Below are 15980 nucleotides of genomic sequence, written 5' to 3' on the forward strand. Positions count from 1 at the left end.
GCTGAACCCATCTGGCCCGGCCTCGGGCGATCCTTCGCCCCCGGCCGGGCCTCCTGGGCCACCCCTCATCACTCCACCCGGAGTCCCCTTTGGCCACAGGCACACAACCACCCCAGCAGCGGCCCGGCGGCGTCCACGACGCCTCCCGGGCCGCGATCGCTGCCCGGCACCTGCGGACCGACCGGTGGTGGCTGGCCCCCGCCGGCACCACGGCCGGGCTGCTCGCCTTCATCGTCTACTCGACCTGGCGGGCCTTCGCGAACGCCGACTACTACGCCGCCCCGTACGTCTCGCCCTTCTACTCCCCGTGCCTCGCGGAGAACTGCGTGGAGATGCGCGGCGGCCCCAACTGGGACCTCTTCGGCAGCTGGTGGGGCCTCTCCCCCGCCCTGCTGATCCTGATCTTCCCGCTCGGCTTCCGCCTCACCTGCTACTACTACCGCAAGGCCTACTACCGGGGCTTCTGGGCCTCGCCGCCCGCCTGCGCCGTCGCCGAGCCGCACACCGCGTACAGCGGCGAGACCCGCTTCCCGCTGGTCTTCCAGAACATGCACCGGTACTTCTTCTACGCGGCGGTCCCGGTCGCGGGCATCCTCACCTACGACACGGTGCTGACCTTCCGCGACGAGCACTACGAGTGGGGCCACATGGGCCTCGGGACGCTGCTGTTCCTCGTCAACATCGCGCTGATCTGGGCCTACACGCTGTCCTGCCACTCCTGCCGGCACATCATGGGCGGCCGGCTCAAGCACTTCTCGAAGCACCCGGTGCGCTACCGGCTGTGGGGCTGGGTCAGCCGGCTCAACACCCGCCACATGCAGCTGGCGTGGGCCTCCCTGATCAGCGTCGCCCTGTGCGACTTCTACGTGTACCTGATCGCCAGCGGCGCCTTCACCGACCCGAGGATCTTCTAAATGGCTCAAGTGGAACGGCAGCAGTGGGACGTGGTGGTGGTCGGCGCGGGCGGCGCCGGGCTGCGGGCCGCGATCGAGGCCCGCGAGCGCGGCGCACGTACGGCCGTGATCTGCAAGTCCCTCTTCGGCAAGGCCCACACGGTGATGGCGGAGGGCGGGATCGCCGCCTCCATGGGCAACGTCAACGAGGGCGACAACTGGCAGGTGCACTTCCGCGACACCATGCGCGGGGGCAAGTTCCTCAACCAGTGGCGGATGGCGGAGCTGCACGCGAAGGAGGCCCCGGACCGGGTCTGGGAGCTGGAGACCTGGGGCGCGCTCTTCGACCGCACGCCGGACGGGAGGATCTCGCAGCGCAACTTCGGCGGGCACGAGTATCCGCGCCTCGCGCACGTGGGCGACCGTACGGGCCTGGAGCTGATCCGCACCCTCCAGCAGAAGATCGTCCAGCTCCAGCAGGAGGACTTCAAGGAGTACGGGGACTACGAGGCCCGCCTCAAGGTCTTCCAGGAGTGCACGGTCACCCGGGTCTTGAAGGACGGGCAGAGGGTCTCGGGGACCTTCTGCTACGAGCGCGAGTCCGGCCGCTTCTTCGTCCTGGAGGCCCCGGCGGTGGTCCTGGCCACGGGCGGGATCGGCAAGTCCTTCAAGACCACCTCCAACTCCTGGGAGTACACCGGCGACGGCCACGCGCTGGCCCTGCTCGCGGGCGCGCCCCTGCTGAACATGGAGTTCGTGCAGTTCCACCCGACGGGGATGGTCTGGCCCCCTTCCGTGAAGGGCATCCTCGTCACGGAATCGGTCCGCGGTGACGGCGGCGTGCTGCGCAACTCCGAGGGCAAGCGCTTCATGTTCGACTACGTCCCCGACGTGTTCAAGGAGAAGTACGCCGAGTCGGAGGAGGAGGGCGACCGCTGGTACGAGGACCCGGACCACAACCGGCGCCCGCCCGAGCTGCTGCCGCGCGACGAAGTGGCCCGGGCCATCAACTCCGAGGTCAAGGCCGGCCGCGGGTCCCCGCACGGCGGGGTCTTCCTGGACGTGTCCACGCGCATGCCGGCGGAGCGGATCAAGCGTCGGCTGCCGTCCATGTACCACCAGTTCAAGGAGCTGGCGGACGTGGACATCACCGCCGAGCCGATGGAGGTCGGCCCGACCTGCCACTACGTGATGGGCGGGATCGCGGTCGACTCGGACACCGCGGCCACGGTCGGCGTCCCGGGGCTCTTCGCCGCGGGCGAGGTCGCGGGCGGGATGCACGGCTCGAACCGCCTCGGCGGGAACTCCCTCTCCGACCTGCTGGTCTTCGGGCGGCGGGCCGGCCTGCACGCGGCGGAGTACGCCTCCGGGGCCGGCGGGCGCCCGGCGGTCACCCAGTCCGAGATCGACGCGGCGGCGGCCGAAGCCCTGGCCCCCTTCCACGCCGAGGACGGCGCGGAGAACCCGTACACGCTCCACCAGGAGCTCCAGACGACCATGAACGACCTGGTCGGCATCATCCGCCGCGAGGGCGAGATGGCCGAGGCCCTGGAGAAGCTGGCGGGCCTGCGCGTACGGGCCGCACGCGCCGGGGTCGAGGGGCACCGGCAGTTCAACCCGGGCTGGCACCTGGCGCTGGACCTGCGGAACATGCTGCTGGTCAGCGAGTGCGTGGCCCGCGCGGCCCTGGAGCGCACCGAGAGCCGGGGCGGGCACACCCGCGAGGACTGCCCGGCGATGGAGCGCGACTGGCGCCCGGTGAACCTGCTGTGCCGCCCGGTCGACCCGCCCCCGGCGGACCCGGCGGCCGACCGGATCGCCCTGGTCCGCACCCGTACCGACCCCATCCGCCCGGACCTGCTCGCGCTGTTCGAGAAGGAAGAGCTGGTCAAGTACCTCGCCGAAGAGGAGCTCTTCTAGTGACTACCTACGACGCACGCTTCCGGATCTGGCGGGGCGACGCCGAGGGCGGGGAACTGCGGGACTTCACAGTCGAGGTGCACGACGGGGAGGTGGTCCTGGACATCGTCCACCGGCTCCAGGCCACCCAGGCCTCCGACCTCGCGGTCCGCTGGAACTGCAAGGCGGGCAAGTGCGGCTCGTGCAGCGCGGAGGTCAACGGGCGGCCGCGGCTGATGTGCATGACGCGCATGTCGACGTTCACGCGCGAGGAAACGATCACGGTGACCCCGCTGCGCGCCTTCCCGGTCGTCCGGGACCTGGTCACGGACGTGTCCTTCAACTACCAGAAGGCGCGGGAGGTCCCGGCCTTCGTCCCGCCGGAGGGGGTGGCCCCGGGCGCGTACCGGATGCAGCAGATGGACGTGGAGCGCTCGCAGGAGTTCCGCAAGTGCATCGAGTGCTTCCTGTGCCAGGACACCTGCCATGTGGTGCGCGACCACGAGGAGAACAAGACCGCCTTCGCGGGTCCGCGCTTCCTGATGCGGGTGGCGGAGCTGGACATGCACCCGCTGGACGCGGCGGCGGAGGCGGGCCTGGACCGCAAGCGCACGGCCCAGGAGGAGCACGGGCTGGGCTACTGCAACATCACCAAGTGCTGTACGGAGGTCTGCCCCGAGGGCATCAAGATCACCGACAACGCGCTGATCCCGCTGAAGGAGCGGGCGGTGGACCGCAAGTACGACCCGCTGGTGTGGCTCGGAAGTAGGATCCGGCGGCGTTCCGACACCCAGTAGTACGGACGCGGTTCACAATGCCCCCTGAGGGAATGCCGGTTGACGTGACGTCAGGGGGCTGCGCGTGCAGACGGGGGATGTGCTGGCCGACCGGTACCGCCTGGACCGGCGGCTCGGGCACGGCGGCATGGGCGAGGTCTGGCTCGGGCACGACCTGAAGCTGGACCGGTCCGTGGCGGTGAAGGGGCTGCTGGACACGGCGACCCACCACGAGGTGGTCGCCCGCTTCCGGCGCGAGGCCACCATCGGGGCCCGGCTCCAGCACCCGGGGATCACGGTGGTGCACGACGTGGGGCAGCACGACGGGCGGCTCTTCATCGTCATGGAGCTCCTGGCGGGCGAGGACCTGCGGTCACTGCTGGCCCGCGAGCGCGGCGGGCTGCCGGTCGACACCGCGCTCGGGCTGACGGCCCAGGCGGCGGAGGCCCTGGCCGCCGCACACGAGCAGAACGTGGTGCACCGGGACTTGAAACCGGCCAACCTCTTCCTGCTGCCCGGGGGACGGGTCAAGATCTGTGATTTCGGCATCGCGCGGTCCTCCGACGCGACGCTGGGCCTGACGCCCCCGGGCGAGCCGTTCGGCTCACCCGCATTCATGGCCCCGGAGCAGGTGCGGGGCGAAAGCGTGGACGCCCGGTCCGATCTGTACGCACTGGGGTGCGTGCTGTACGCCCTGCTGAGCGGGCAGCCGCCGTTCGGGACGGCCGGTCCGGCGTACGTACTGATGCACCGGCACCTCATGGAGGCACCGCGCCCGCTGGGCGTTTCGCCCGGGCTGAACCGGCTGGTGCTGGCACTGCTGGCGAAGGACCCGGCGGACCGGCCGGAGTCGGCGGAGCTGGTGGCCAAGGCACTGCGGGGGCTGGTGGGGGCGGGCCACGCGGCTCCCGGGGCCGGGGCCGCCGGGGCCGTCACGTCTGATGCGGCCGACACGGACACCGCAGCTCATGCGGGCGCCCGCTCCGTTGCGACTCCCGAAGTGCCTCAGTCCTACGAGGCGTTCCTACGGGAACTGGTGCTGGAGGCCGTGGAGACGGCGGGTGCCGTCCCGGACCATGGGGAATCGCGCACGGAGGCCTTGGCGGTCGCCGCGGACGCCGCGGCGCGCTTCGACGCCGGCCTCGCGCGCCGGCTGCTGGCCGATGCCGAGCTCTGCGCCTGGAAGGACGGCGAGGGCGCCGGGGCCCGGGTAGCCGAGCACCTGACCCTGCTGGCCCGGGAGACCTCCACGCACGCCCCGGCGCGCACGGAACGGGTGCTCACGGATGCCGTGCAAGCGCTGTTCACGGTGTCGCCCCGCCGGCACCGGGAGCAGCCGCTGCGCTGGGTCGTGCAGGAGCTGGCGTGGGTCGCTCCGGAGCGCGCTGCCCAACTGGCGCCGCGCCTCTTCGCCGGGCGGGAGCAGGCGGAGGGCGACCGCGTCTGGGCCCGCATCGTGCTCACCACCGCCCGCACCGACCTCGGGCTCGCCGAGCGGTACCTGGACCGGATCGCCGACGCCGGGCGGCGCGCGGTGACCGAGGCGGAGATCGCCGGGGTGATCGCGGCCGAGGACCCGGCTGCCGGGCTCCGCCGTGCCGAGCGCATCCATCACGCGGATGCGCACGCCTTGGCCCTGCTCCTCGTGGCGCAGGCCCACGAGGACGTCATCGATGCGGAGGAGTCGGAGCGGGCCTTCGTACGGGCGGAGCAGACACTGACGTGGACGCAGACGCAGAAGCGGGCTGCGGTCCTGCGGGAGACCGCGGCCGGGCTCGCCGAGCGCGGACAGCCGATGGAGGCCGAGCGGCTGCGCAAGCAGGCGGAGAACGTGCGCACGCTGGGTCTCGAACGTTCCGGGGACTCGGAGATCGACGCGGTCACGGCCGCACTGGCCGGGGCCGGCCGACGGATCACCCGCCGGGGCATGTGGCCCTTCCTGGACCTGGCGACGGCTCGGGAGCGGGCTGCCGCGGTCCGGGCCACCCGCGCGACGGGCTCCGAGCGGGCGTACGCGCTGGCCCGGATCGCCCGGCAGTGCGCGGAGGGCAGGCCCTGGCTCCCGGAGCTGAGGACGGATCCCGGGATCGCGCCGGATCACCCCTGGGTGACGGCCCCGGGGGCCGCGGCCCGCACGAACTCCCGGCGCCGGTGGAAGACGGAGGTGACACCGACGTCGCTCCGCCTGGCCGGGGACGGTGTCGCATGGGCGGCGGGGGACGAGGTGGGCTCCGTACGGGCCGACGACGGGGCGCACCGCTGGACGGCGGCCGGCGACGCGGGGGTGCCGGTGCCACCGCCGGCCGGGCCGACGTCCGTGGCCTGCGCGGCGGACGCCGAGAGGAGGGCCGTCTTCGTCGCCGTGGAGCGGCGGGAAGGGCCGGGCGTACGGCTGCTCGCCCGGGAGCCATTGGACGGCCGGGTGCGCTGGTGGCGGGACCTGCCCGGGGAGACGGCCACGGACGCGCCGGACCCCGCGCGGTTCACGGTGGCCGGGGGCCTGGTGCTCTACGCGGGCCGGCAGGCGGTGACAGCTCTCGACGCGGCCACCGGGGAGGAGGCCTGGCGGCGTCCGGGCCCGTACGGCGACGCACCGGCGATGACTCCGGGCCCGGACTGCCTCGTCCTGGCGGACCGGGAACGGCTGACGGGCCTGCATCTGCGGACCGGCGCCCTCCTGTGGCCGCGCGGCGGAGCGGACCACGCCGCTCCGAGGTTGCCCGTCGGCCCCGTCCACGTGCTGGACGGAAGCGTGCTGCGCGCGCTGCACCAGGGCACGGGGCTGCCCCTGTGGAGCGTCGAGCTGGGTGTCCCCGCCCCGGGCGTCCTCACCGTGGACGGGGTGGTGTACGCGGCCGGGGCGGATCCGCGGACGCGCGCCAACTCGGTGGTCGCCCTCCACGCGGAGTCGGGCCGGGAGCTGTGGCGACGACAGGTCACGGGGAAGGTCGACTCCCCTGACTGCGTGCTCGAACTGCTCGGCACCCGCGCGGGGCTGCTCTACGTGAAGTCCGCGGTGGGCGACTCCGGTGTGTTCGTTGCCCGTTCCGGGCCCCCGTTCCTGATTGCCCTGTACCTCGACACCGGAAGCTTGCGCTGGTACTGGTCCCGTCGCGGTATCAGCCGCTGCTCCGCCCTCCTCTACGGGAACCGTGTCGTACTGGCCCGGCCCGAGCTCGCCTCCATCACCGTGCCCTGAGCCCGGGCGCGGGCGCCGCCGGGTGCGCGGCTCCGGGTGCGCCGGGCAGAAACCACCCATAATCTCCCAAATGTGATTCCGCCGAGAAGCAGGCCGCGCCGCAGGACGCAGAGGCAGACCCCCGCCGAGATATCCGTACGGGCCGCGCTCGCGCTCGCCGCCGCGCTGCTGGCGCTCGGCGGTTGGGGCGTGGCCCAGGCGCCGCACGCGCGGGCCGAGGATCCCGTCACCCTTTCGCAGCAGGGGCAGATCACCGACCGGGTCGGGGCGCTCGGCGACCGGACCGGGGCCGTCACCGCCGCGCTCGACAAGCTGTACGCCGACCGGAAGATCCAGCTCTTCGTCGCGTACGTACGCGACTTCTCCGGGCGCTCCGCCCAGAGCTGGGCCGACGCCACCGCCGAGAAGAACGGCCTCGGCCAGAACGACGTCCTGCTGGCCGTGGCGACCGGGGCCCGGCAGTACGCCTATTCGGCCGCCCTCGACTCCGGTTTCACCGAGCAGCAGCTCGCGGCCGTCGCCCGGACCGCCGTCGAGCCGGCCCTGAAGCAGAACGACTGGGCGGGCGCCGCCATCGGCGCGGCCAACGGCTACAACGCGGTGCTCGGCGGACAGCCCGTACCCGTGCCCGCCATCACCCCCGGCCCGGCCGACCCTGGTGGCGGGGCGAGCGGCGAGAACGGGGCCGGTGACTTCGTGCTGCCGGTGGTCGCGGTCGGCGCGGCCGGGGCGCTCGGGGTGTACGCGTACAACCGCCGCAAGCGCAAGGACGCCCGCGGCGGCGGGCGCGGTACGACGACCGGCCCGGGCTGGCCCGAAGGGGCTCCGGACCGGCTCCCGCTGCCGGAGCTGGACGCCAGGGCCAAGGCCCTGCTGGTGGAGACCGACGACTCCGTCCGTACGAGCACCGAGGAACTCGGCTTCGCGTCCGCGCAGTTCGGCGAGGAGGCGGTGGTCCCGTTCACCGAGGCCGTGGAGCACGCGAAGGGCGAGCTGACGCAGGCCTTCCGGCTGCGCCAGCAGCTCGACGACGCCTACCCGGAGGACGACGCGACCCGGCGCCGGATGCTGGACGAGATCGTCGCCCGGTGCACGGAGGCGAACCGGCGGCTGGACGCGGAGTCGGCGGACTTCGACCGGCTGCGGGACCTGGAGAAGAACGCCCCGCAGGCCCTGGCGACCGTGGAGCAGCACTTCCGGGCGCTGACCGGGCGGACCACGACGGCCGAGGCGACCCTGACCGCGCTGGCGCAGCGGTACGCGGACTCCGCGTCCGCGCCGGTCGCCTCCAACCCCGAACAGGCCAAGGACCGGCTGCTGTTCGCCACCACCCACCTCGGCGAGGCCCGCGCGGCCGTGGACGGCGGCGACAACGGCAGGGCGGCCGTGCACGTACGGGCCGCCGAGGGCGCGGTGGACCAGGCCTCGACCCTGGTCGATGCGGTCGAGCGGCGGGCGCAGGAGCTGGCGGAGGCGGCCGGCAAGCTGCCGGGCGCCCTGAACGAGACGGAGACCGACCTCGCCGACGCGCGCGGTCTGCTGAGCGGCACGTCGGCGGAGGTGTCCACGGCCGATCTACGGGGCCGGATCGGCCGGGCGGAGGCGGTACTGGCCGACGTACGGCAGGAGGAGGCGGCCGGCCGCTACGACCCGATCGACGCCCTGCGGCGCGTGGAGGAGGCCGACGCGGCCCTCGACGAGGCCCTGGCGGGGGCGCGGGAGCGGGAGTCGGGCCGGCAGCGGGCGGCGGCCCTGCTCGACCAGGCCACCCTCTCGGCGCGCAGCGCGATCGGCGCGGCCACGGACTACATCACCACGAGCCGGGGCGCGGTCGGCAGCCAGGCCCGTACCCGGCTGGCGGAGGCGCAGCGGCACCTGGAGCGGTCGGTGTCGCTGACCGGATCCGACCCGGCGGGCGCGCTGGCGGAGGCGCAGCAGGCGGACGCGCTCGCGCGGCAGGCGCAGCAGCTGGCGGAACAGGACGTACGGGGTTACCAGGACCCGTACGGCGGCGGGCGCTCCGCCGGCGGCGGCCGGGGCGGGGCGGTGCTCGGCGGGATCATCCTCGGCGAGATCCTGCGCGGCGGAGGGGGCGGCTTCGGCGGGGGCTTCGGCGGAGGAGGCGGGGGCGGGGGCGGGGGCTTCGGCGGAGGAGGCGGGCCGGGATCCTTCGGCGGCGGCGGAACCCGCGGCCGGATGGGCGGCGGCGGCCGCTTCTGACCTTCAGCGCGTACCCAGATCCCTCACCAGGTCACCAGGTCACCAGGAGAGACCCACCATGAGCAAGCAGACCATCCTCGGCCGCGTCACCCAGCTCGCCAAGGCCAACATCAACGCCCTGCTCGACCAGGCGGAGGACCCGCAGAAGATGCTGGACCAGCTGATCCGTGACTACACGAACAACATCTCGGAGGCGGAGCAGGCGGTCGCGACGACGATCGGCAACCTGCGGATGCTGGAGGCGGACCACAAGGAGGACGTGGAGGCGGCCGCGGAGTGGGGCGGCAAGGCGTTGGCGGCGAGCAGGAAGGCCGACGAACTGCGGGCTGCGGGCTCGGCGGCGGACGCGGACAAGTTCGACAACCTGGCGAAGGTGGCGCTGGGCCGGCAGATGCAGTCGGAGAAGGAGGCGCAGACGGCCGAGCCGACCATCGCCGCCCAGACGGAGGTCGTCGACAAGCTGAAGTCGGGCCTGGGCTCGATGAAGACGAAGCTGACGGAACTCCAGGCGAAGCGGGACGAGCTGGTCGCGCGGGCGAAGACGGCGCAGGCGCAGAACACGATGCTGGACGCGGTGAAGAACATCGACGTCATGGACCCGACGAGCGACCTGAACCGCTTCGAGGAGAAGGTCCGCCGCGAGGAGGCGATGGCGCTGGGCAAGCAGGAGCTGGCCGCCTCTTCCCTGGACGCGCAGTTCGAGTCCCTGGAGGACCTGGGCAAGACCTCGGAAATCGAGGCCAGGCTCGCTGCCCTCAAGCGAGGCCGAGCCGCCTGACCCTCCGGGGGCCCGGGCTCCGCCCGAACCCGCGCCTCGATCGCCGGCGAGGCTGAAATTGCGCGGACGGCAGCAGCCAAATCCAGCCCCGCCGGCGATTGAGGCGCCGCCGGAGGCACATCCAGCCCCGCCGGCGATTGAGGCGCCGCCGGAGGCACATCCAGCCCCGCCGGCGTTTGAGGCGCGGGGTGCGGGGCGGAGCCCCTGGGGGCACCTCCCAGCGGTAGCTTGGGGACAGCGGCGCTCAGCCGTACATGTTCAGCAGCTGCTCCGCCGAAAGCTCCGAGACCGCCTCCGCCGTGGCCCCCGGCAAGGGAAGCTCGAACCAGACCGTCTTCCCCCGGTGGGTGCGCCTCGTGCCCCAGCCCGCCGACAGGAGTCCGACCAGCTGCAGCCCCCGCCCGCCCTCGTCCGTGTCCCGGGCGCGCCGGCGCCTCGGCTGGACCAGGTTCGCGTCCCACACCTCGCACACCAGCGTCCGGTCCAGGAGCAGGCGGAGCCTGATCTCGCCCTCCCCGTACCGCAGCGCGTTCGTCACCAGCTCGCTGACCAGCAGTTCCGTGGTGTCCAGCAGCCCCTCCAGGCCCCACGCCGGCAGCTTGGCCCGCGCCAGCTCCCGCGCCCGGCCCACCGAGCGGGCCTCGCGCGGCAGCTGCCAGTCGCCGACGGCGTCCACCGGCAGGCCCTGCACCCGCGCCATCAGCAGCGCGATGTCGTCCTCCCCGTGCCGCGTGTCCAGCGTGTTCAGCACGTGGTCGCACACGTCCTCCAGCGGCCGGACCGGGTCCGCGAGCGCCGCCCGGAGCCCGCGCAGGCCCTCCTCCAGCGGGTGGTCGCGGGACTCGACCAGCCCGTCGGTGTACAGGGCCAGCAGCGCCCCCTCCGGCAGTTCCACCTCGACCTCCTCGAACGGCTCCCCGCCCACCCCCAGCGGCATCCCGGGCGGCACCTCCAGCAGCAGCGCCGGCCGGTGCGCGCCGCCGTCGTCCGCGGGTTCCACCAGGACCGGCGGCATGTGGCCCGCGTTGGCGATCGTGCAGCGCCGCGTCACCGGGTCGTAGACGGCGTACACGCAGGTGGCGAGGTACACCTCCGAGCGGTCCGCGTCCCGCGAGTGCAGGGCCGCCCGCGAGGCCTGCTGGGATCCGCCGGGCGCGCCGAGGCCACGGGCGATCTCGTCCAGCGCGGTCAGCACCTCCGCCGGTTCGAGGTCCAGCAGCGCCAGGGTCCGTACGGCGGTCCGCAGTTCGCCCATCGCGACGGCGGCCCGCAGCCCCCGCCCCATCACGTCGCCGACGACCAGCGCCGTGCGGTGCCCGGGCAGCTCGATGACGTCGAACCAGTCCCCGCCGACCTCGGTGGCCGCGTTCCCCGGCAGGTACCGGCAGGCGATGTCCAGGCCGGCGGCCTCCGGGTCGCCGGGCGGCAGCAGGCTGCGCTGGAGGATCAGCGCCCGCTCGTGCTCGCGCCGGTACAGCCGCGCGTTGTCGATGCAGACGGCGGCCCGTGCGGCCAGCTCGACCGCGACCGCCCGGTCCCGTTCGCCGAAGGGCTCGCTGCCCTTCGTACGGGAGAACTGCGCGAGCCCGACCACCGTGTCGTGGGCGACCAGCGGTACGACCAGCGTGGACTGGACGAGCCCCTCCGGTCCGCCGCCCTCGATCAGCCGCGGCCGCGCCGTCCGCAGCGCGAGCGCGCCGGGCGACGCCGCCGGAAAGCGGTGGATGTCCCCTACGGAGACCAGCGCGCCCGGTCCCGACAGCGGGGCGTCCGAGACGGCCGAGGCGAAGGCGACCCTGCGCAGCGGCGCGGAGGGGGCCCGTCCGGGACCCTGCCCGGGCAGCGAGGGCACCCCCGGGCCCTGCGGCCGGGCGGGCCGGTCGTCGTCGCCGAGCAGCAGCCCCTGGTAGAGGTCGACGGCGGCCAGGTCGCAGAAGCCCGGGACGGTGACGTCGAGGAGTTCGCGGGCGGTGGTCTCCAGGTCCAGGGAGTTGCCGATGCGGTGTCCTGCCTCGTTGAGGAGGGCGAGGTTGCGGCGGACCCCGGCGGCCTCGCGGGCGGCGAGGTGGCGGCGGGTGACGTCGGTGCCGATGCCGGCGATGCCCACGGGGCGGCCGGTGCCGCCGTGCACGCGGTAGAGGTTGATGGACCAGTGGCGGTCCTCGCGGCTGCCGGGGGTGGCTCCGGTGATCCGCAGGTCGGTGACGGAGTCCCCGGTCTCCAGCACGCGGCGCAGGGCCTCGGCCATCCGGTCGGCCTCGTGCGGCGGCAGGTAGTCGTGGACCGTCCGGCCCCGGTGCTCCTCGGCGGCTCCCCCGAAGACGGTGGCGAAGCGGCGGTTGGCCCGCTGCACGGTGAGGTCCGTACCGAAGAGCAGGAAGCCGAAGGGAGATTGGCCGAATATGGCCTGTGACGCCGCCAGATCGGATTCGATGCGGCGCAGTGCGCGTACGTCGACGACGACGCACAGCGCGGCCCGCTCGGCGGTTTCGGTCTGGGTGGGCATCACATAGATCTCGGCCACGCCGTGCGCGCCGTTCCCGCCGGGGATCCGGAAGGGGATCAGGCCCGTCCACTCCTTGCCGTCGAGGATCTCGGCGACTCTGCGGTGGGCGTCGGCGCGCAGCTCGGGCGGCATGAAGGCGTCGACCGGATCGCGCCCCACCGCCTGCGCGGCCGTCAGTCCGAACAGGTCCTCGGCGCGCAGACTCCACTGGTCGATGAGGCCGTCGGGCCCGATCGAGAACGATGCGACCTTTATGTAGTCATATATCGAGCCAGGCGGACTGCTGTGCCACAAGGAGTCGTGCCATGTCTCCCGAGGCACGTCGGCCTGATGTGCCTGCGCAGGTATCTCGCTCACGCGACCGTCCCCTCCAGCTCACCGCAACCGGACCGGCCATGACCGCAGTATTCAGCACCACGGCCCCTGACGGCACGGCGTTCACGATCACAAAAAGGTCCCGTTAGTTTTTAGCCACCTCGTGTGATGGACGGCCACCCTTCCCCTTGTTACTCACCAGGAAGTGCCAACTCGAACCACACAGTCTTGCCCGACTTCCCGTGCCGGGTCCCCCAGCGCTGCGAGGAGACGGCGACGAGGTGCAGTCCGCGGCCGCCCTCGTCGCTGGGCTGCGCGACGCGCTCGCGGGGCGGATCCGGAAGCGGATCGGAAACTTCCACGAGCAGCGCGGCACGGCCCGCCACGTCGTCGGCGGCTGGATTCCGCCGTTCCAGCCGGACCCCGATGGGGCCGGAGGCGTACCGCAGGGAGTTGGTGACGAGCTCGCTGACCAGCAGGACGGTCACATCGCCGACGGAGTCCAGGCCCCAGGCCCTGAGGGTGCCGCGCACGGCGTGTCGGGCGGTGCGGACGGCACCGGGCTCGGCGGGGAAGGCCCACTCGGCGCATTCACCGTCTGTGTCGATCACGCCGATCACTTCCCGGGCCAGCAGCGACCCCAGTCCGGTTCGTCTGTAACGAAAGGGGGACGAGATAGGGATTAATAGCGACATACCCGATATTCGGGGCGTCGTACCACTCGATCCCCCACGCACCGGCGCACTGTGGCGCAGACGGCCTACAGCGCGAGCGTCACGCGCCCCCGGCGCCGACCCCGTCGGCCGCATCGGCCCCGCCGGCCACTTCGGCCACACCGATCCCTTCGCCGCCGTCACCCTGTTCGACCACGCCGACCACGCCGACCGCGCCGAGCGCACCGGCGCGCAGCCGGCGTCCGGCCTCGGCGACCGCGGGCCGGTCCTGGTCGAGCCAGTCCACCGACTCCAGGTCCTCGGGCGCGAGCCAGCGCAGCTCGTCGTGGTCCTCCAGCGGCGCGGGCACGCCGGACAGCAGCCGGGCGGTCCACACGTGCAGCACGAGGCCGGGCTTGAGGGGCCACTCCCCCGGGATCCGCTCCAGCGGCTCGGTCTCGACGCCGAGCTCCTCGCGCAGTTCACGCACCAGCGCCTCGGGGACGGATTCACCCGGCTCGGCCTTGCCGCCCGGCAGTTCCCAGCGCCCGGCCAGCTCAGGGGGTGCGCTGCGGCGGGCGGCCAGCAGGCGCCCCTCATGACAAAGGGCTCCGCCCACGACCACTCGTACCGTCATGGGCGGAGCCTATGTCAACGCTGATGCTCAGTTCATCGTGGCGGTCTGACCGATCCGCTCGACCCAGTAGAGCTGCTTGTGTCCTCTGTCGTCGAGGCTGTCGACGACCTTCTGGGCCTCGGCCCGGGTGGCGTACCGGCCCACCCGGTAGCGGTTGCCGTTGTCGTCCTGACGTATGACCAGCCACGGGAGCAGGGCACCGCTGTCGTTCATCGCGTTTCACCCTCCGCCGACGTACCTGCCCGGGAAACCGCATTGCGCATATGCCCGAGCTTACGCCCGACCTTTACGCAGCGGATACGGTTTTTCACGAAGAGGTACCTCGGGGGCGTACGCATCCGGCCATGTGTACGAGTGGGCCGTGCGCGCCGGTTCAGATCCGGCGTACGGAGGGCATCGGAAGGATCACCGCGCCGCCCTCGGGGGCCTTGCGGCAGACGTCCCCGCAGGTGGCGTCGAGGGAGCAGCAGAGGGAGCAGATCGGGCCCGACTGGACGGGGCAGTCGGCGATGTCGGGAAGCTCGTAGGCCGTCTCGCAGACGGAGCAGACGTGGGTGGCGGTGACGTCCTCGACCGCGGCATCCGGGCCGTTCACCCCGTTCGGGCGCGCCAGGTAGTACTTCCCCCTGGTCATCCAGGCGATCAACGGACACAGGAGGAGGGCGAGTCCGGCCGCGATGAAGGTGGAGAAGGCCTCGGCGTAGGTGCCGAACAGCCCGAAGAAGGCGAGGATCGAGACGGTGGAGGCGATCACCATCGCGCCGAAACCCGCCGGGTTGACGGCGTACAGGTAGGCGCGCTTGAACTCGATGTAGGGCGGGCTGAGTCCGAGCCGCTTGTTGATCACGAGATCGGCGGCGACCGCGGCGATCCAGGCGATGCCGACGTTCGAGTAGAAGCCCAGCAGCTTGCCGAGCATCGCGAACATGTTCAGTTCCATCAGCGTCAGCGCGATGCCGAGGTTGAGGAAGATGTACCAGACCCGGCCCGGGTGGCGGTGGGTGATCCGGGAGAAGAAGTTCGACCAGGACAGCGAGCCGCTGTAGGCGTTGGTCACGTTGATCTTGATCTGCGAGACGATCACGAAGAGCGCGGCGGCCGGCAGCGCGAGGCCTCCGAGCCACGGGCGCAGGGCCTCGATCTGCGGGGCGATCGGCTCCAGGGCGTGCGTCTTGCCCACCGCCTCCAGGGCCACGAAGGCGAGGAAGGCGCCGCCGAGCTGCTTGGCGGCGCCGATGATCACCCAGCCGGGGCCGGCGGCGAGCACGGCGAGGTTCCATCTGCGGCTGTTGGCCGGGGTCTTGGCGGGCATGAAGCGCAGGTAGTCGGCCTGCTCCCCGATCTGCGCGATGAGGGAGAGCGCGATTCCGGTGCCGAAGCCGAAGCCGATCCACGAGAACCCGGACCCGGCGCCCTCGGTTCCGCCGAAGTCGGCGAAGGCGCCCCAGGCGTCGGGGGCCTCGAAGGCCAGGACGAGGAAGGGCAGCACGAGCCCGATCAGCCAGATCGGCTGGGTCCAGGCCTGGACCTTGGCGAGGGCGCCCATGCCTTTGAACACGATCGGGATCACGACGAGGGTCGTCAGCAGGTACCCGATCTCCAGCGGCAGCCCGACGGCCTGGTGCATGGCCTGGGCCATGATCGAGCCTTCGAGCGCGAAGAAGATGAAGGTGAAGGAGGCGTAGATCAGGGACGTGAGCGTCGACCCGAAGTACCCGAAGCCGGCGCCGCGCGTCACCAGATCCATGTCCAGCCCGTACGTGGCGCACGCGCGGGCGATGGGGATGCCGGTCAGGAAGATGACCGCGGCGGCGGCCAGGATGGCGGCGGCGCCGCTGGTGAAGCCGTAGGCGAAGACGATGGAGGCGCCGATGGCGAAGTCGGCGAGGTAGGCGATGCCGCCGAGGGCGGTGCCGGCGACGGTGCCGGGGCCCCAGCGGCGGAAGCTGTGGGGTGCGTATCTGAGGGAGTAGTCCTCGCGGCTCTCGTCGGCGGCGAGCCGGGCGTAGCGGCGGGCCGCCTGTGTCGGGGCGGGGGTGGTGGCGGTATCGGTCATACCGCCGGAAGGTAGGCCCACCTTGTGACGCCCCGTCACCCATGCGCA

The 15980-nt window shown here is 72.6% G+C and carries 10 protein-coding genes and 1 pseudogene; 6 read left to right on the forward strand and 5 right to left on the reverse strand.

Translation table 11 applies throughout. The annotated features are described in order from the left end of the window. The first annotated feature begins 89 nt into the window (after positions 1 to 89). The 6 genes from ACFWBN_RS29840 (at position 90) to ACFWBN_RS29865 (ending at position 9765) form a co-directional block, all read left to right on the forward strand. A complete protein-coding gene (locus ACFWBN_RS29840; protein ID WP_385181512.1) occupies positions 90 to 914 on the forward strand; it encodes a hypothetical protein in 825 nt (274 codons plus the stop codon). Beyond that, positions 915 to 2813, forward strand: a complete 1899-nt coding sequence (locus ACFWBN_RS29845) for a fumarate reductase/succinate dehydrogenase flavoprotein subunit (protein ID WP_385181515.1) — start codon at positions 915 to 917, stop codon at positions 2811 to 2813. Beyond that, entirely contained in the window at positions 2813 to 3589 is a 777-nt protein-coding gene (locus tag ACFWBN_RS29850; RefSeq protein WP_385181518.1) for a succinate dehydrogenase/fumarate reductase iron-sulfur subunit, read from the forward strand. Before ACFWBN_RS29845 ends, ACFWBN_RS29850 begins: the two co-directional genes overlap by 1 nt. A gap of 64 nt (positions 3590 to 3653) precedes the next feature. Beyond that, a complete protein-coding gene (locus tag ACFWBN_RS29855; RefSeq protein ID WP_385181521.1) occupies positions 3654 to 6767 on the forward strand; it encodes a protein kinase in 3114 nt (1037 codons plus the stop codon). A gap of 129 nt (positions 6768 to 6896) precedes the next feature. Further along, entirely contained in the window at positions 6897 to 8987 is a 2091-nt protein-coding gene (locus tag ACFWBN_RS29860; RefSeq protein WP_385181612.1) for a TPM domain-containing protein, read from the forward strand. 58 nt (positions 8988 to 9045) lie between these two features. Continuing rightward, entirely contained in the window at positions 9046 to 9765 is a 720-nt protein-coding gene (locus tag ACFWBN_RS29865; RefSeq protein WP_385181524.1) for a PspA/IM30 family protein, read from the forward strand. 244 nt (positions 9766 to 10009) lie between these two features. Here ACFWBN_RS29865 and ACFWBN_RS29870 read toward each other — a convergent pair whose 3' ends face one another. The 5 genes and pseudogenes from ACFWBN_RS29870 to ACFWBN_RS29890 form a co-directional block, all read right to left on the reverse strand. Next, on the reverse strand, positions 10010 to 12565 hold the full coding sequence (locus ACFWBN_RS29870) for a SpoIIE family protein phosphatase (RefSeq protein ID WP_385181615.1): 2556 nt from the start codon (positions 12563 to 12565) through the stop codon (positions 10010 to 10012). Between the two features lie 212 nt (positions 12566 to 12777). Beyond that, positions 12778 to 13206: an ATP-binding protein gene (locus ACFWBN_RS29875; RefSeq protein WP_385181528.1), complete on the reverse strand. Its 429-nt coding sequence runs from the start codon at positions 13204 to 13206 to the stop codon at positions 12778 to 12780. Between the two features lie 283 nt (positions 13207 to 13489). Then, positions 13490 to 13876, reverse strand: a pseudogene (locus ACFWBN_RS29880) ((deoxy)nucleoside triphosphate pyrophosphohydrolase); the annotation flags it as partial. A gap of 27 nt (positions 13877 to 13903) precedes the next feature. Further along, positions 13904 to 14089 carry an SPOR domain-containing protein gene (locus ACFWBN_RS29885; RefSeq protein WP_030029543.1) on the reverse strand — a complete coding sequence of 62 codons (186 nt, stop codon included), beginning with the start codon at positions 14087 to 14089 and terminating at the stop codon, positions 13904 to 13906. A gap of 160 nt (positions 14090 to 14249) precedes the next feature. Continuing rightward, positions 14250 to 15932, reverse strand: coding sequence for a purine-cytosine permease family protein (locus ACFWBN_RS29890; protein WP_385181530.1), 1683 nt, complete (start codon positions 15930 to 15932; stop codon positions 14250 to 14252). Positions 15933 to 15980 lie beyond the last annotated feature (48 nt).

Origin of the sequence: Streptomyces sp. NPDC059989 (assembly GCF_042736975.1) — a bacterium.
Lineage (GTDB): Bacteria > Actinomycetota > Actinomycetes > Streptomycetales > Streptomycetaceae > Streptomyces.